The organism is Pseudomonas sp. WOUb67 (genome assembly GCF_050058005.1).
GTDB lineage: Bacteria > Pseudomonadota > Gammaproteobacteria > Pseudomonadales > Pseudomonadaceae > Aquipseudomonas > Aquipseudomonas putida_R.
The window spans coordinates 5,017,751-5,033,902 of record NZ_CP170112.1; the positions used below are offsets into that span (position 1 = coordinate 5,017,751).

General features: G+C 63.6%; 12 protein-coding genes. 6 read left to right on the forward strand and 6 right to left on the reverse strand.

Going from position 1 to position 16,152, the window contains the following annotated elements:
- Nucleotides 1-24: 24 nt before the first annotated feature.
- Nucleotides 25-4,062, reverse strand: a complete 4,038-nt coding sequence (locus tag ABOC32_RS22270) for an NEL-type E3 ubiquitin ligase domain-containing protein (RefSeq protein WP_426808898.1) — start codon at nt 4,060-4,062, stop codon at nt 25-27.
- A 204-nt stretch (nt 4,063-4,266) separates the two neighbouring features.
- Here ABOC32_RS22270 and dkgB point away from each other — a divergent pair, with 204 nt between their 5' ends.
- Both dkgB and ABOC32_RS22280 read left to right on the forward strand, forming a co-directional pair.
- Nucleotides 4,267-5,070, forward strand: a complete 804-nt coding sequence (gene dkgB, locus ABOC32_RS22275) for a 2,5-didehydrogluconate reductase DkgB (protein ID WP_426808899.1) — start codon at nt 4,267-4,269, stop codon at nt 5,068-5,070.
- A 150-nt stretch (nt 5,071-5,220) separates the two neighbouring features.
- A complete protein-coding gene (locus tag ABOC32_RS22280) occupies nt 5,221-5,685 on the forward strand; it encodes a DUF1348 family protein (protein ID WP_426808900.1) in 465 nt (154 codons plus the stop codon).
- Here the strand turns inward: ABOC32_RS22280 and ABOC32_RS22285 are convergent, their stop codons facing one another.
- Together ABOC32_RS22285 and ABOC32_RS22290 are read right to left on the reverse strand one after the other, a co-directional pair.
- Nucleotides 5,686-7,041: an ATP-binding protein gene (locus tag ABOC32_RS22285; RefSeq protein ID WP_426808901.1), complete on the reverse strand. Its 1,356-nt coding sequence runs from the start codon at nt 7,039-7,041 to the stop codon at nt 5,686-5,688.
- Nucleotides 7,038-7,748 carry a response regulator gene (locus tag ABOC32_RS22290; RefSeq protein WP_426808902.1) on the reverse strand — a complete coding sequence of 237 codons (711 nt, stop codon included), beginning with the start codon at nt 7,746-7,748 and terminating at the stop codon, nt 7,038-7,040. The genes ABOC32_RS22285 and ABOC32_RS22290 overlap by 4 nt, the downstream gene beginning before the upstream one ends.
- A 167-nt stretch (nt 7,749-7,915) precedes the next feature.
- On the opposite strand from ABOC32_RS22290, the gene ABOC32_RS22295 reads away from it, so the two are divergent.
- From ABOC32_RS22295 to ABOC32_RS22310, 4 genes are all read left to right on the forward strand, one after another.
- The gene (locus ABOC32_RS22295; RefSeq protein WP_426808903.1) at nt 7,916-8,698 is read left to right on the forward strand and encodes an MlaA family lipoprotein; all 783 of its coding nucleotides are present in this window, start codon (nt 7,916-7,918) and stop codon (nt 8,696-8,698) included.
- Nucleotides 8,691-8,918 (forward strand): hypothetical protein, encoded by a 228-nt coding sequence (locus tag ABOC32_RS22300; protein WP_426808904.1) that lies wholly within the window; start codon nt 8,691-8,693, stop codon nt 8,916-8,918. The genes ABOC32_RS22295 and ABOC32_RS22300 overlap by 8 nt, the downstream gene beginning before the upstream one ends.
- Before the next feature lie 349 nt (nt 8,919-9,267).
- On the forward strand, nt 9,268-10,500 hold the full coding sequence (locus ABOC32_RS22305) for an MFS transporter (protein ID WP_426808905.1): 1,233 nt from the start codon (nt 9,268-9,270) through the stop codon (nt 10,498-10,500).
- Nucleotides 10,501-10,536: 36 nt separating this feature from the next.
- Nucleotides 10,537-11,310 (forward strand): AraC family transcriptional regulator, encoded by a 774-nt coding sequence (locus ABOC32_RS22310; protein ID WP_426808906.1) that lies wholly within the window; start codon nt 10,537-10,539, stop codon nt 11,308-11,310.
- Between the two features lie 132 nt (nt 11,311-11,442).
- Here ABOC32_RS22310 and ABOC32_RS22315 read toward each other — a convergent pair whose 3' ends face one another.
- From ABOC32_RS22315 to ABOC32_RS22325, 3 genes are all read right to left on the reverse strand, one after another.
- Nucleotides 11,443-12,405, reverse strand: a complete 963-nt coding sequence (locus ABOC32_RS22315; RefSeq protein ID WP_426808907.1) for an aliphatic sulfonate ABC transporter substrate-binding protein — start codon at nt 12,403-12,405, stop codon at nt 11,443-11,445.
- Nucleotides 12,406-12,419: 14 nt separating this feature from the next.
- The gene (locus ABOC32_RS22320) at nt 12,420-13,382 is read right to left on the reverse strand and encodes an ABC transporter substrate-binding protein (RefSeq protein WP_426808908.1); all 963 of its coding nucleotides are present in this window, start codon (nt 13,380-13,382) and stop codon (nt 12,420-12,422) included.
- A gap of 119 nt (nt 13,383-13,501) precedes the next feature.
- A complete protein-coding gene (locus ABOC32_RS22325; RefSeq protein ID WP_426808909.1) occupies nt 13,502-16,150 on the reverse strand; it encodes an NEL-type E3 ubiquitin ligase domain-containing protein in 2,649 nt (882 codons plus the stop codon).
- Nucleotides 16,151-16,152 lie beyond the last annotated feature (2 nt).

The window sequence follows — 16,152 nt, forward strand, 5'->3', positions numbered from 1 at the left end:
CCGCCTTTCGGCGGGCTGCTTCGTTCACAGGCCCTGGCGCTGAATCGCCTCATGACTCAGTTCAAGTAAAAGCTGCCGTTGCGCTACCTCACGCGCGGCACCGATTTGCTCCGTGTGCGTGAGATAGTCCTCGTCATTCAGCGTTTCCGATTGCTCGAACAACGTGGCCAGGCGCTGCTGGAAAGGCTCGTCCATGCGGCTGAATCGCGCGGCCTGATGCTCGTTCAGGTAGGCCTGCCAGAAGGATCGGTCTGCCAACGACCGAGCCAAGGTTTGTGGCGTTTCCTCCTGCAGAACCTCGCTGCGTGCCGAGTCCAGGTCTGCACGGTCAACCCCGCTGAAACTTGCGAACGCCAGATGGTCCGGCTGCGCAGGCAGGTCAAGGCTATCTGCCAGCTTGACGCGGTAGGTCAGGTAAACCTCGACCGGATCGCTGGAGAAGCGTTCGGCAACATGCCGGGCCGCAATTGCGTTGACCTTGTCCAGGCGGGACAACGAACGCCCCAGCCTCACCAGCGCTCGCTCCGTCTGCAAGCCATCACTGCCAGTTCCGGCTCTGGCGACCATCGCACCCACCTCCAGCTCGCTGAGCGTCAGTAGCAACTCGTCACTGCAACTGCGCGGCCGGCTGGCCTGTTCGAACAAGCGCGTACGCACCTCGGCATGCTGCTCACAGGCCTCGAGGATCTGCCATACACGCGCCCTGAGGTCACGGGGTTGGGTGTGGTATTCACGGGTGTCGCGCAGGTCCGAGATAAAGCGGAACAAATCACTTGCGCCCTCCTCCTCGCGCAGACGATTCCAGCGTATCAACCGCAGTTCGCGCTGGGCGGGGGTAAACCCCGACAACCAGGGGGCCGCGGCACTCGGGCTCGGGGATGCGTGAACCAGGGCTCGACGTTCCGGCGTCCCGGCAGCCGCTCTGGCCAATTGCAGGCGCTGGAGCGTCTCTTCAGAAATCGGATTTTCATGCAGCTCCAGGCCCTGCAGCAAACGTAGCGGGACCGCAGACAGGGCTTCTGGCAACGTCCGGATCTGATTGTCACGCAAGTCCAGCAATTCCAGGTTGCCGTGCCGGGCCAGATCAGCGGGCAAGGCGCCCATGCCCGTGTTACGCAACGAAAGCCGGCGCAACAACGGGAAGGATGCCAACGGTGGCAGCAGCCCCACAGGATTACCGTTCAGTTCAAGCCGGCGCAAGCCGGTGAGTTGGCTGAGCCGCAGGTTATCGGCACTGGAAAGTACTATCTGGTTGCCGCCAAGCTGCAGGTTTGTCAATTCGGCCAGTTGCTCGATACCTGCCGGCAGGCGTGTCAGCTGGTTGCCCCGCAGGTCCAGGTTGCGCACCTTGCTGAACCTGCCGAGGAAGCCCGCCTCAAGGGTCGACAACTGCATGTCGCGCAGGGTCAGGTGTGTGATGTGGTCGAACGCCACATTGTCAGGCAAAGCCGGCAGCTCACCCACACGGTCACCCACGATGGTCAGGTGGTAATCACCCGCCACCTCCCCTGGCGACATGCGCCGCCAGCTCGTTGTAATGCGCCTGGCAACCTTGACGCGACGCAAGCGGCGGATAATGTTCAGCCCCGGCTCATTCCGCCAGGCTTGCAATGCCTGCTTGAGGCTGGCCTTGGCCTGTAACAGTTGGCTGGCCTGGTTCCACGGCTCGATCCCCCCTCGAACCAGGTCCTGCAGGTATGGCTCCAGCTGCTCACTGGTCATCAGCGGGTATACATGATTGAAAGTGCGCCGCAGTGCCTGGCGGGTCCCCGAGAGCCGGCCACTGAGCGGGTAGCCCAGACGACCATCGAACAATCGCAACGGCGGGCGAATCCCTTGGCCCACCTGCGCCAGCCCAATCATGCGGGCTGCCGCCTCGCGGTCGGCAAGGGCATCGGTCAGCCCCCCCTGCACGAGCTTTTCGGTATCACCATTCGCCGCAGCTGGCTGGCGCAGCCCTGCACAGGCGCGATCAATCCGGCTGTCGCGTACTGCCCAACGTGCACGCTCCCCCAGGGTGAGCGGCACTCGACCTGCGTCGCTCAGGCTCTCGAGTTCGATACTGTTGGCCTGCTCGGCAATTTCCCGTGCGCAGCGGTGAGAAAGGCTGGGAAAGTCCCGCATCAGCACTTGGTCGGCAGCTTGCGGATTGGCCTGCCGCCCGTTAAATACCGCCTCGAACGCCTCGCCCCGCAGCGCCGGGAACTCATTGTGCAATTGCCAGCGCTCGATGGCATCGAGCAAACGCGCCGGCGGCGGTGCGTTCTCCAGAAGCAACCGGCGCAGCTGGCCAGCATCGTAGCCAGTCACCTGCAAGGCGACGGCTGCCGCCTCGTCGGTAACCGCCGCCGTGCGGCTGGACAGGCGGCGAACCATGTAGGCGGCGTCCTGCCAAAGCTGCGGTTGCTCGAACTCATGCACCCCTCCCCCGGCACCATTGTGCTCAAATGCCGGAACATAGGCTTGCGGCCTTGATGGGTGATGAATACGCCACGCGTCATCGTCGCCTTCGCTTACCTCATAGACCGCATCGTGCAGGCGCCTCAGCGAACGGCCATTTTCATTGGCGGCCTGCCCTGCCGTCAGGTCGACGTCATCAAACTGATAACCTGACAAGTCCGGGGCACACAGGCGCAGCTGGCCATCCGCCAGGCTGACCGGCACCATGGCATCCACCCGTGCCACGCGCTGAGCCAGCTTGCCGACTGCTGCCGCGCCAGTGGCCATTACTGCCCCCATCGCCACCGTTTCGGCCACGTTGAAAAGGTGGCCCAGTGCGGCGTCACGATCACCCAACTGCCAATCCTCGTAGCCTTCGTACACCTCGCCCGCCAGTTGCACGACCGTAAGGCCCAGCATGGCCTGGCCCAATACAGGCACGAACAGCGCTGCCAAGCCAGCCACGCTCAACCCCAGGTCAAGATAGCCCTGCAGGCGTGCGCGGCGGTCGGCGGTATCCTCATCCTCTGTGGATACCGCCAATACCCGCGCGTCATCCAGCATCTTGTGGAGCTGGGCTTCGCGCAGCGCGGCGAACACCTCGCCCTCGATTGCAAAACAGCGACCCTCCAGCTCAATTGGCAATACGGTACTGCCGTGGTTCAGCAGCGCGTTCAGAGCCGTGTAGAACGGGACGCGATCACGCTCTGCGACGAAGCGCTGGAAGTACTGGCGATACGCTTCATCACGCAAACGCATGCCAAGTGTCATGTACAGCAGCTCCCAACTGGCATGCCAACCCACCGGGGCATACAGGTCCTCGGGCAACCATGCGATAACACCAAGCAGGCGGGCGTTCTGACGCACTTCAATGACAAGTGCGCCAATGACCTTCTTGCCCAGCAGCCTCAGGGTGTGGCACTTCAACACGGTGTTGTCGTCGGGCACCGAGGATACCGGCCCCACAACGCGTTTGATTCGCTGATAGGTGTGCTCGTCGATTTCGCCCTTGATTCTGGCGACCGTTGCCGCGAGTTCCAGATTGGCGCTCAATGTCTCCTCCATGATGGCCTCGACCGCCAGCCCGGGCCTCTCTTCCCCTTCCAGCTGCGATCTCAAATGGTCTTGATAATGCCGACCGATGTCGAGGCTGCGACAGAGCTGGACAAAACCCTCCGCGTTCAATGGCAGCCGCTTACCACTTGCGCTGACCAGCTGCGACCCTGTGACGAACCAGCCTGGTCGAGTTTCATGTTCGTGGAAGTTGTGCAGTGCCGCCGAAAGCAGCGACTGGGTGCTTTCAATACGGGTCGAGGGGGATGGCAAGGTCGGCGAGATCGGCGGGTTTGGCCGTAGGGTCACCAACTTGAGCTGGGCCAGGCGCAGGTCCGTCTGCGTAATTGAATGCGCCGAAAGCGCGCTTTTGAGCAACGCCTCGGCGAAGGCATCCAGTGGCGTGATGGCCTGCAACCTTGCGTCGAGTTGGTCCTGGGCCCGTTGCTGACGCAAAGAAGCTGCGCGCAGTAATGTCAGGTGCTCGACAGAGGTGCGTTTGAGCCAACCTGGCAGTTGGCGGGCAATCAGCGCATCGATGGAGTCAGCAGGTATCACGGAAGGGGTCATGGGCAGCCTGTACGCTTGATAAAGGCCCTAGCTGACCAAGCTTTCACCCCATGCTGGCATTACTTATGTAGTGAAGGCACAGCCTGGAAACTGATTCTTGCCTACAGTTCAAATGACTTTGACGTGGCAGCCGCTTATTCGCTGCCTTGCGAACCTGCACACTGGCCGTCACATGATCCTCCCCCACTTGTCAGGAGTTACTCCATGAGCGTTCCCTCCTTCGGCCTTGGCACCTTCCGCCTCACTGGCCAAGCCGTTATCGACTCGGTCAAATCGGCCCTTGCGCTGGGCTATCGGGTCATCGATACCGCCCAGATCTACAAGAATGAAGCCGAAGTCGGCCAAGCCATCGCCGAAAGTGGCGTGCCGCGCAGCGAGCTGTTCATCACCACCAAGATCTGGGTCGACAACTACGCAGCCGACAAGCTGGTTTCCAGCCTGCGCGAAAGCCTCGCGAAACTGCGCACCGACCACGTCGACCTGCTGCTGATCCATTGGCCGGCGCCGGGTAACGGCGTGGAACTGCGCGAATACATGACTGCGCTGGCCGAAGCGAAAAAGCTGGGGCTGACCCGCCAGATCGGGGTGTCCAACTTCAACATCGAATTGACCCGCCAGGCCATCGATGTGGTCGGCAAGGGCGAAATTGCCACCAACCAGATCGAGCTCAGCCCGTACCTGCAGAACAGCAAGCTGGCCGCGTTTCTCAAGGAACAAGGCATCACCGTCACCTCATACATGACCCTGGCCTATGGCAAAGTCCTGAAAGACCCGGTACTGGCCGAAATCGCCGCCAAGCACAAGGCCACCGTCGCCCAGGTTGCGCTGGCCTGGGCCCTGCAACTGGGCTACGCGGTTATCCCCTCTTCGACCAAACGCGAAAACCTGGCCAGCAACCTGCTTGCCCGTGACCTGAAGCTGGACGCCGACGACATGGCACGCATCGCCACGCTCGAACGCAATGGCCGCGAGGTCAGCCCTGACGGCCTGGCGCCAGCCTGGGACTGATGTAACCCGCTCCTGTGTATGGGCTGCGCCTGGCATGGAATCATGCATTGTTCCACGCACTGCAATTATGAAGTGCCTGGCGCATCCATTCTCTTGTTCGGCCATCGGCGGCTAATCTGCTACACCTGAACCGACCCGAGGATTACCGCGATGTCCCGCCCACCCCTTCCGCCCTTTACCCGCGAAAGTGCCATCGAAAAGGTTCGCCTGGCCGAAGATGGCTGGAATGGCCGCGACCCGGCCAAGGTTGCACTCGCCTATACCCCTGATACGGTCTGGCGCAACCGCGCCGAGTTCCCCCGTGGGCGTGCCGAGGTCGAGGCATTCCTGACCCGTAAATGGAACCACGAACTGGAGTACCGCCTGATCAAGGAGCTGTGGGCCTTCACCGGCAACCGCATTGCCGTGCGCTACGCCTACGAGTACCACGACGACAGCGGCCAGTGGTTTCGTGCCTATGGCAACGAAAACTGGGAGTTCGCCGAGGACGGGCTGATGCAGAACCGCCATTCGAGCATCAACGAACACCCCATCAACGAGGCCGACCGCAAGTTCCGCTGGCCGCTGGGACGCCGCCCGGATGACCACCCCGGGCTCAGCGAGCTGGGCCTCTGATCAACCCAGCGGCAGCACGACCCTGGCTTGCAAACCGCCACCGGTGCGGTTGCTCAAGGTCAGGCTGCCGCCTTGCTCCAGCACGATGGCCCGTGCGGCGGGCAGCCCCAGCCCCACACCGCCCGTGTCGCGATTGCGCGAACCCTCGATGCGGTAAAACGGCACAAATACCTGCTCCAGCAGCGCCGGCGCAATGCCCGGGCCGCGGTCCTGCACGGTTATCTCGATCTGCCGGGTGCTCACCGTCAACACCACCGATGGCTCGCGACCGTACTTGGCGGCATTGTCGATCAAGTTGACCAACACCCGCTTGATACCCACCGGCCGCCCTGAATACACACAACGGGGCGGCCCGCTGAGGCCGACCTCGACACCCGCGTCCCTGAAATCGTCCACCACAGTGAGCAGCAACTCGCCCAGGTCGAACACGGTCGTCTGTTCCAGCCGCGCATCATCACGGAAGAACGCCAGCGCAGCGTCGACCATCGCCTGCATCTCGTCGACGTCCTTGAACAACTTGGCCTGGAGCTGGGCATCGTCGATGAACTCGGCGCGCAAGCGCATGCGCGTCAGCGGTGCGCGCAAGTCGTGGGAGATTGCCGCCAGCATCTGGGTTCGGTCGTTCAGGTAGTGCTTGAGCTGGGCCTGGGTGGCATTGAACGCAAGAATGGCCTGGCGCAGGTCGTGCGGGCCAAGCACCGGAATCGGTGGAGCGTTGAAGTCCTTGCCAAACCGCCGCACCCCCTCGGCAAAGCGTTCCAGCGGCTTGGCCAGATAGCGCGTGGCCAACAGTGCGACGGCCAGGCTGGAAGCCAGCATCAACAGCAGGACGATCAGGTTGCGCGGCAGCTCGTCCAGGCCCCAGCTACGGTCTGTCGCGCGAAACAGCACCCACGACTTGTCGGTCAGCTCGATCATCAAGGCATAGCCACGTTCAGAGGTGTATTCCGGCATATCGGAGGGTTCGAAAGCCTCCACCCTGGCCTCCGGGCGCTTGAGCAGCGCACGCAGGATAGGCGTGCCCTGGCGGAACTCGGCATCGACCAACGCCGGCACACCGGCCTCGTCATGCCGTTGCAGCCATCGCACGGAATAGGAGCCGTCACCTGCGGCGCTGGCGAGAGTGGCACGCTGCGCCCTGGGCGCGGCATCAAGGATGCGGGTCACCGCTGCCACTTTTTCGATCACCCCGCTCTCCAGCAGCGGTGGTTGCGCCCACACGCTCAGCAACAGGCTGAACAGCCCCTTGAGCAGCAACAGGAAAAGCATCGCCGTCAGCGTCGTCAACGCAATCCACCGGGCGATGGTGATTCTGGGCTGCGGCAGGGCTTGGCGGACCCGGGCAAACAGGCTCATCGCTTCGCGACCGTGGGGGTGAACAGGTAACCGGCGTTGCGCAGTGTACGGATCAAGGGCTCATGGCCGTTGTCGATTTCAAGCTTGCGGCGCAGCCGGCTTACTTGCACGTCAATGCTGCGGTCATAAGCGTCGTAGGCATCGCCACGGGCCATGTCCAGCAATTGCTGGCGGCTGAGCACCCGGCGCGGGTGTTCGGCAAACACCAGCAGCAGTTCGAATTCGCCATTGGACAAGGGGATCATGACGTTGTCCGGCGAGCGCAATTCGCGCCGCACCACGTCCAGCTGCCAGCCGGCAAACTCAAGGCTGCCACTGGTTTGGCCCGCCGTGCCCCCTGCTTTTTCGCCGGCCCGACGCAATACTGCCCTTACCCGCGCCAGCAGTTCGCGGGCAGCAAAGGGCTTGGTCACGTAGTCGTCAGCCCCCAGCTCCAGGCCCACGACGCGGTCGCTCAATTCGCCCATGGCCGTGAGCATGATCACCGCCACCTTGTGTTGGGCCAGCAACCGCTGGCACAACACAAGGCCGCTGTCGCCGGGCAACATCACATCGAGGATGACCAGGTCAGGCACCCGCCGATCCAGCGCCTGCCACAGCCCCTGGCCATCCCGGGCCACGTCCACTTCGTAACCATGCTGGCGAAGAAACTTCTGCAGCAGGTCAAGCACCTCGACATCATCGTCGACTATCAGCAACTGGCTCACGAAAACGCACCACAGACAAGGTAAACAAGCCGTACTTTAAGGCCACGCCCCTGCGGTCGTCATATATTTCAACCCGGAAACAAAGTGTCAGGGCCGAGACGATCCGGACATTACCGGGCAACGAACATTGCGCAGCATCGCCGCCAGTTCTTGCCAGGAATGTGCCTATGTCCCGTTCATCATCTACCTCCCGTACGGCGCGCTCTGCTGCGCTGGTGTTATCGCTGCTTGCGGCCGGGGGCTGTAGCCAACGCGCTCACGCCACCAGCGCTTGCAGTAATCTCGCCTATCAGGTCAGTGACCCGCTGGAGCCGGCCAACCGCGCCGTATTCGCCTTCAACCGCACGGTCGACGACTACCTGCTGGCCCCTGTCGCCCGGGGCTATGGCGCGCTGCCCGGCTTTGCCCGGCAAGGCGTGCACAACTTTGCCAACAACTTTGGCGAGCCCAAGGTGTTCGTCAATGACCTGCTGCAGGGTAATGGCGAGCGGGCAATGACCAGCCTCACACGTTTCATCTTCAACACCACCCTGGGTGTGGCGGGCATGGTCGATGTAGCAGGCAGAATGGGCCTGAGCCAGCACAGGTCTGACTTTGGCCAGACCTTCGGGGTTTGGGGCATCGCCAATGGTCCCATCGTCGAACTGCCACTGCTGGGTACGCACAACCTGCGTGACGCAACGGGCAGCCTGTTGAGCCTGGCGGTGGACCCGTTTGGCGACAACAGCGATACCGTCGACACCCTGGGTACCGTGGCCACTGCCGGGCACGTCGTGGACAGCCGTGCCGCCGCGCTGCCGGTGACCGACTTGCTGCAAACCTGGCCCGATTATTACCTGGCGCTGCGCGACTACACCGCGCAGCAGCGTCGCAGCCTGGTAGCAGAAGGCAAGGCCGGCAGGCCCGGAACGTGGAAAGCCGGTTGCCCGCAGGTAACCGGCCATGAATGACGCTCAGGCGGCCATGCTGCTGTTCCGCCGGCTGGAAGGCGCCGCCCGGCAACCGTTGTTGCTGCACGAACTGGAGGCGCGGGTGTCTGCCGATGGCCGTCATCTGGTCCTCAGCCGCTATCGCGAACGCTATACCGCCGAAGGTAAGCCGTACCGGCACGAGGCTCACCGCAGCGTACCGATCGCAGCATTGCTGCGCTGGATGGCGCGGCACCAATAATGAATCTGAAGGAAGCAGCGCACTGATCTGTCACCGCGATCAACTGTCTTCCACAAAAACTAAACGTTGCCGCGATCACTGTGGGAGCGGGCGTGCCCGCGAAGAACCCGGCGCGGTGGATGGCACCGGCTTCGCCGGTGTTCGCGGGCACGCCCGCTCCCACAGTCATCGCGCAAACTCTTGAATTTTGAGCAAGACAGTTGCTCCCACCAGCATCGCGTTTGGGCAACTGAGCCAGGGTGCCCGAAACGCGACAGTGGCTGCCTGTTTGGCGTGAGACAGGCAACCCAGGCACTGGCTAACCTGCTGCGGCAATGCCTTGCTCCCTTGCCACAGAAGAACCTTGCCCATGACAACTTCCACCGCCTCAGTGGCCGCCGCCACGCCCACCGACCAACCTCAGGGCTTTGTAGTCCGTATCGTCGGGGCCGCTGCATTCGCCCACCTGCTCAACGACCTGATCCAGGCCGTGCTGCCGTCGATCTACCCGATGCTCAAGAGCGATTTCGCGTTGAGCTTTGCCCAGATCGGCTGGATCGCGCTTGTCTACCAGGTGACTGCCTCTCTGCTGCAACCCTGGGTCGGCATGTACACCGACAAGCACCCGCAACCGTACCTGTTGCCGGCAGGCATGCTGGTGACACTGGGGGGCATCGCCCTGCTCGCCTTTGCCGGCAGCTATGAAATGCTGCTGGTGGCCGCTGCGGTGGTCGGCGTAGGTTCGGCAACCTTCCACCCCGAAGCTTCGCGGGTGGCCCGCATGGCCTCCGGCGGGCGCTTCGGCACCGCTCAGTCGACCTTCCAGGTTGGCGGCAATACCGGCTCCGCGCTTGGGCCGTTGCTGACCGCTGCCGTCGTCATTCCACACGGCCAGCCCGCCATTGCCTGGTTCATGCTGGCGGCAGGGCTGGCCGTGCTGGTGTTGCTGCGGGTGACAGGCTGGAGCATGCGCCACGGCCAGGCCCGGCTCAAAAGCTTTGCCGGGCAGCAGGCCCCCGGGCTGTCGCGGGGCGCCATGTGGCGCGCGGTGGCGGTGGTCGCCGTGCTGATGTTCGCCAAGTTCGTCTACATTGCCTCGTTCACCAACTACTTCACCTTCTACCTGATCGAGCATTTCGGCCTGAGCGTGCAACACAGCCAGCTGTACCTGTTCGTATTCCTCGCTGCCGTGGCACTGGGTACCTTTGCCGGTGGCCCGGTGGGCGACCGCATCGGGCGCAAGGCGGTCATCTGGGTTTCGTTTCTTGGCGTGGCGCCCTTCGCCCTTGCCCTGCCCCATGCCAACCTGGCCTGGACAGCGGTACTGGCGGTGGCCATCGGCCTGGTGATGTCATCGGCTTTCGCGGCCCTGGTAGTCTATGCCCAGGAGGCAGTGCCGGGCCGGGTCGGCCTGGTCTCGGGGGTGATGTTCGGGCTGATGTTCGGCATCAGCGGCATCGGCGCTGCCGGCCTGGGCGAGCTGGCCGACCGGCATGGCATCGAGTGGGTGTACCAGGCCATCGCTTTCCTGCCGCTGCTCGGGCTGGCGACCGCACTGCTGCCGTCAACCCGCTCACAGGCCAGGCCCAGCCGTTGCTGCTAAAGTGGCGCTGCCAGGCCGCATCTACACGAGGTCACGATGGTAAAGCCGCAGCGTGAATTGCTGGTGGAGGTCGATCAGTGGACGTGGGAAGTGGGTAGCCGTGCGACCGACTACCCCAGCGACTGGTTCATCGAGCCCCATACCCATGCCAAGCATCAACTGATCTATGCCATCAAAGGCCTGATGATCGTCGAGTCCGGTAACGAATGCTGGACGGTGCCATCCAGCCGCGGTGTATGGATGCCTTGCGGCCAGGTGCACGCCATCCGCTGTGTCGGCGATGTGAAAATGCGCAGCGTATTCGTGCGCACCGACGCGGCAGCGGGCCTGCCCCTGCAGAGCAAAGCCATCAGTATCTCGCCGCTGCTCAGCGAGCTGATCAAGGCATCGGTGGCCTTCACGGCACCGTTTGCCGAGGACTCGCGGGAAGCCCGGGTAATGCGCCTGATCCTCGACGAGATCTGCGTGCTGCCGACCTTGCCGCTGAAGCTGTCGCAGCCCAGCGACAAGCGCCTGCGGGTGATCTGCACGGCACTGCATGAGCGGCCCGACCATGACGCCACCGTGGCCGACTGGGGCCTGCAGCTGGGGGTGGACGAAAAGACCATCCAACGGTTGTTCCGCAAGGAAACCGGCATGACCTTCGGCCAGTGGCGCCAGCAGGCGCGGTTGATGCAGGCATTGGAGCGGATTGCCCTGGGCGAGCGGATCATCGATGTGGCCGGGGCGCTGGGGTATGACAGCCCCAGCGCCTTTGCCAGCATGTTCAAGCGCCAGTTCGGTACCACGCCCAGCCAGTTCTTCAAATAAACCACAGGCTACAGGTTGTCTGCTCCGGCCTCTTCGCGGGTAAACCCGCTCCCACAGGTACCGTGAAGGCTTCAGGCTTATGCGATACCTGTGGGAGCGGGTTTACCCGCGAAGAGGCCGGCACAGGCACCCTCAGTCAGCAGCCTTGGGCTCGAATACAGTCACCGCTCGCGCATCCACCGGTTTGGGCAACAGCCCCTCGCGATAAAAGGCATCGGCAATCTGCTGTTGCTCTCCCAAATTGTCCAGTTGCACCGGCTGCACGTCATAGCTGCGTCGGCCATTGGCCTGCTGCACCGTGGCGCTGTCCAGGTTGCCCCACAGCGGCCCCAGCACCCGGGCAGCTGCCGCGGGGTTGGCCTTGGTCCAGGCACCGATCTCGCGCAGCGCCTGATACACCTGCTGCAGCACTTCAGGGTGTGCCTTGGCGTAGTCGCTGCCGGCCAGGTAGTAGCGCTGGTAACTTGCCAGCCCGCTGCCATCGGCCAGGACGCGGGCGTTCTGCTGGCGCTGGGCGCTGGCCACGTAGGGGTCCCAGGTGACCCAGGCATCGACCTTGCCATTCTCGAACGCCGCCCGGCCGTCAGCAGGGATCAGGTATGCCGGGGTAATGTCCTTGAAGCTGAGGCCGGCGTTGGCCAAGGCCTGGATCAACAGGTAATGGCTGCCCGCGGCCTTGGTCACCGCCACCCGTTTGCCCTTGAGGTCGGCGAGGGTCCTGAGCGGCGAACCGGCGGGTACCAGGATGGCCTGGGCCGTGGGTGATGGCGCCTCACGGGCAAAATAGGTGAGCTTGGCACCGGCCGCCTGGGTAAACACCGGTACGGTATCGGCCACGTCCGCCGAGAGGTCGACATTGCCCAGGTTCAGCGCCTCCAGCAGTGGCAGACCGCTGGGAAACTCGTGCCAGCTGACGCGGATACCTTCGGCCTGCAGGCGCTGCTCCAGCGTGCCACGGGCCTTCAGCAGGGTGAGCAAGGTCGATGATTTCTGGTAACCGATGCGCAGGGTCTGTTCGGCGCTGGCAAGCGACGGCAGCAGGCCGCCAAGCAGCAGGCCAAGGGCCAGGTGGCGCAGGCGTTTGCGGTGCAGCATGGTGTGTCTCCAGGTCAATGTTGGGCCAGTGGCTCAGAGGCGGGCACGGTAAAGCCACTGGCAAAGGTCGGGGCCACGTCAAGGCGTTGGTTCATCAGGCCGTGGGCGTGGTAGAAGTCGGCGGTTTCCTGCTGTTCGCCGATGGTCCTCGCGTCGATGGCCTGCCAGCGCAACTGGCGCCGCTCGAACTGCAGGCGGGCGGCATCCTGCGGGAAGCCGATGATCGCAGCCAGGGTTTGCGAATAGCTGTCCAGGTGCTGGTAGGCCCACACCTGGGCGTCGGCCAGGCGGGCAAGGTAGTCCTGCAATGCGGCCTTGCGCGCCGGGTCATCCAGCGCCTTGTCGGTGGCCGCCAGGAAACTGTTGCCACTGGACAACCCACGGCCATTGACCAGCACTTTGCCCTGACCGCTCAGCTCGGCCAGCGCGGTGTAGGGTTCCCAGGTCGACCAGGCGTCCACCGAGCCGTTGGCCAGGGCGATCTTGGCGTCGACCGGGCCGAGAAAGCGGAACTCCACGTCCTTTTCGCTGAGCCCGACCTGATCCAGCGCCTTCAGCGCCAGATGATGGCCAATCGAGCCACGCCCAGTGGCAATGCGTTTGCCCTTGAGCTCGGCAGCGCTGTGCAGCGCTGCATCGGGGCGCACCAGCAGCGCCGTGCCATACGGGTCGGACTTGTCCACGGCAATGGCCTTGACCGGCGCACCGGAAGCCAGCACGAACAGCAATGGCGCATCACCGATGATGCCCGCATCGATCGCCCCGGCATTGAGTGCTTCGGCCAAAGGCGCGGCAGCGGGGAATTCAGCCCAGTGGATGTCGTAAGGCAGGTCGCGCAGGGCATCGGCTGCCTCCAGCTGGGCGCGCATATTGCCTTTCTGGTCACCGATGCGCAGGGTCAGGCGATCACTGGCAAATGCCTGTGTGGCCAGCAGTGTGGCAGTGGCGACGAGGAGCAGGCGAGATCGGAGGGACATCCGCAGTTCCTTGCAGGTTGAGGAACTGCGAATCTAGCGGGTCGCACCAAATAAATAAAAGTAATAAATGATATAAGCTAATATGCAAAATATCTCGATCACAAGCCCCTCGTGAAACGTCAGCCGGGATGCCGCTCATACGCCTGACGTGTCAGATCAAGGTACAACGCCCGCTCCGCTGCCGAGCGCTCGGCTTGCACCGCCTCGGCTGACTCGCGAAACACCTGGTCCGACATCTGCTCGCGCTGGTCGAAGATTGCCTCGAGCCGCTCATGGAACGGCCCGTTCGTGGCCTCGAACCTGTCGCCATACAGGCGCTGCAGGTATTGTTGCCAGAAGTCGCGCTCGGCCATTGAACGGCTTAACGCTTCACTGTTTTCGGCAAGCCCGACCTCAAGCCTGGCGAGCTCCAGGTCATGCTTGCTCACGCCACTGATGTCTGAATAGTTCATTGTCGGGGGCTGCCCTGGCAAGCCGAGTGCCTGTGCCAAGCCAACCCGGTAGGCCAGGTGGACCTCTACGTCGTCGATCGCCAGGTAGGGGTCGGCCATGCGCATTTGCTGGATGTGCAGACCGGCAATACGGTCGACCTGATCCAGACGGAACAGCTCCCTCCCCAACTGCAGCAGCGCCCGCATGGCATAGGCCCCTTCCAGCCCCGCAGTTCGCTGCGCCGCCAGGGTGCGTACCTCAAGGGCACTGAGGATCAACAACATCTGGTCGGCGCAGCTGCGCGGCCCGGCGGCTTGCTGAAATACCGCTTCGCGCACTTCGCCGTTCAGCTCGCAGGCCTCGATGATGCCCCACACCCGGCGGCTCATCTCATGTGACTGGCGCTGAAAATCCGCGGACCGTGAAAAGTCGGCAAAGAAGCGGAACAGGTCTTGTGCACCCTCCTCCGCAGCCAGGTTGCTCCATTGCGCCAGGCGTTGGCTGCGGTCATTGGGCGCCACGCCGTCCAGGTAACGCAGGCGCTCATCTTCAAGCGACGCCTCATGTGCACGAACTGGCAACACCGATGCTGCCGGGTTGTCCACCAGCCCATACAGTTGACGGACGGCCCGCGGCGACAGGGGGTTGCCATGCAGATGAACCCGGCCCGGGTCGCGCCTGATCAGTTGCAGCGCCGCATCGGGCAGCTCGCTGATACCGTTTTCGCGCAGATCGATCAGGGACAGCGTGGGCGATTCGAGCAGGGCCACCGGCACTTCGCGCAGCCCCGTCGTGCGCATGTTGAGCACCCGCAGGCGGTGCAGTGGGCGCACATCAGGGGCCCGCCCCAACAGGTTGCCGTGCAGGTCGAGGGCCACCAGCCGGTGCAGCGCAGAAAGACGCTGGCTGCCTTCATGTGTCAGGACGATGTGGTTTTCGGCAAGGTTCAGCTCCCCAAGCTCCACCAGTTGCTCGATGCTGGCGGGCATCGCCGTCAGCAAGTTGCCGCGCAGGTCCAGGCTGTGCACCCGACTGAAACGCTGAAGGAAAGCGGGCTCGATCTCCAACAGGCTCATGTTGCGCAAGGTCAGGCGGGCAACATGGCTGAAGTCCACGGCTTCAGGCAGCCTTGGCAGTCGCCCTACCCGCCAGCCATTGATGAGCAGCTGGTAGCTGCCATGGCCATCCCGATGCTGGCGCTGCCAGGCGCGGCGAATCACCCTGGCCACCCAGGCGCGGCGCACGTTTTGCACCGGGCCGGCAGACGCTCGCCGCCAGTCGCTCAGTGCGCTTTCCAGAAGACGCGACTGCTCGCGCAGCTGGAAGCAGTAATGCCAAGGCGTCACGCCCTGGCGGTCGGCCGAGGCGATCAACGCCTCCAGCTCGGCATCGGTGAAACTCGGAAACAAACGCCTGATCGCCCGGTGCAACGCTTCAGTGCTGCTTTCTCCCCGCCCGCTGAGCGGGTAGCCAAGGCGACCATCGCCCAAGCGCACCGGCGGGCGCACGCTGCCCCCCACGGGTGCCATGCCCAGCAAGGTGGCCAACTGGTCGCGCTGTGCGCAGGCCCGCTGTGCCAGCGCCTGTGCCAACTGTGCGGCTGATTGCCCGGCATCCCCCAGCGCCTGTCGCTGTGCATCATTCAGTTGCCACAGCAGCGCCTGCACAAGGCTGTCATGCCTGCTCGCTCCCGGTAGCGGCAAGCCCGAACCGTCCAAAGCCTGGTAACCGTAGCGCCCCTTGGCGACCACGCGTACTTCGGCTGCGGAGCGAGCGCCCATGCTGGCCAATACCACTGCCCCTGGCTCGGCTTCACGCAGCTCTATTCGCTGCGTATCGGGCCAGCTCAACCACTCAGCCAGCAACCCGAACGCCAGGCGCTCGGTGTCGGCATTGACTGCCACCGCCTGGCCAAGCCCCGCGCACGCCCGGTCCAGGCGGCTGTCCTTGAGCAACCAGCGGGCTTGCTCAGCCAAGGCCAGCGGCACCCGTTGCTGGTCAACCATGCGCTCGACCAGCAGCTCATCAGCCTGTTGCACGATTTCATTCGCGCCCCTGGCCGTCAGCCCCGGGAAATCACGCAGTAAAACCTGTTCGGCAGGTGACGGCACCCGCTGCTGTTCAAGAAAGTGCTGCTCGAACCCAGCCCCTTGCAGCCTCGGAAATTGCTCATGCAGCGCCCGACGCTGCAGGGCATCGAACAACCGTGCCGGTGCCGCCCCCTCCTCCAGATGCAAACGCCGCAACCGGTCCTCATCGTAGCCCGTGGCCAACAGCACATCGCGGGCCGCCTGCTCATCCACCTCGGCCAGACCACTGTTCAGGCGCCGCAGCAACG

Excerpts from the sequence above, each read along its gene's own strand:
- ABOC32_RS22270 (WP_426808898.1), bottom strand. The coding sequence starts at position 4,062 with ATGACCCCTTCCGTGATACCTGCTGACTCCATCGATGCGCTGATTGCC.
- dkgB (WP_426808899.1), top strand. The coding sequence starts at position 4,267 with ATGAGCGTTCCCTCCTTCGGCCTTGGCACCTTCCGCCTCACTGGCCAA.
- ABOC32_RS22280 (WP_426808900.1), top strand. The coding sequence starts at position 5,221 with ATGTCCCGCCCACCCCTTCCGCCCTTTACCCGCGAAAGTGCCATCGAA.
- ABOC32_RS22285 (WP_426808901.1), bottom strand. The coding sequence starts at position 7,041 with ATGAGCCTGTTTGCCCGGGTCCGCCAAGCCCTGCCGCAGCCCAGAATC.
- ABOC32_RS22295 (WP_426808903.1), top strand. The coding sequence starts at position 7,916 with ATGTCCCGTTCATCATCTACCTCCCGTACGGCGCGCTCTGCTGCGCTG.
- ABOC32_RS22300 (WP_426808904.1), top strand. The coding sequence starts at position 8,691 with ATGAATGACGCTCAGGCGGCCATGCTGCTGTTCCGCCGGCTGGAAGGC.
- ABOC32_RS22305 (WP_426808905.1), top strand. The coding sequence starts at position 9,268 with ATGACAACTTCCACCGCCTCAGTGGCCGCCGCCACGCCCACCGACCAA.
- ABOC32_RS22310 (WP_426808906.1), top strand. The coding sequence starts at position 10,537 with ATGGTAAAGCCGCAGCGTGAATTGCTGGTGGAGGTCGATCAGTGGACG.
- ABOC32_RS22315 (WP_426808907.1), bottom strand. The coding sequence starts at position 12,405 with ATGCTGCACCGCAAACGCCTGCGCCACCTGGCCCTTGGCCTGCTGCTT.
- ABOC32_RS22320 (WP_426808908.1), bottom strand. The coding sequence starts at position 13,382 with ATGTCCCTCCGATCTCGCCTGCTCCTCGTCGCCACTGCCACACTGCTG.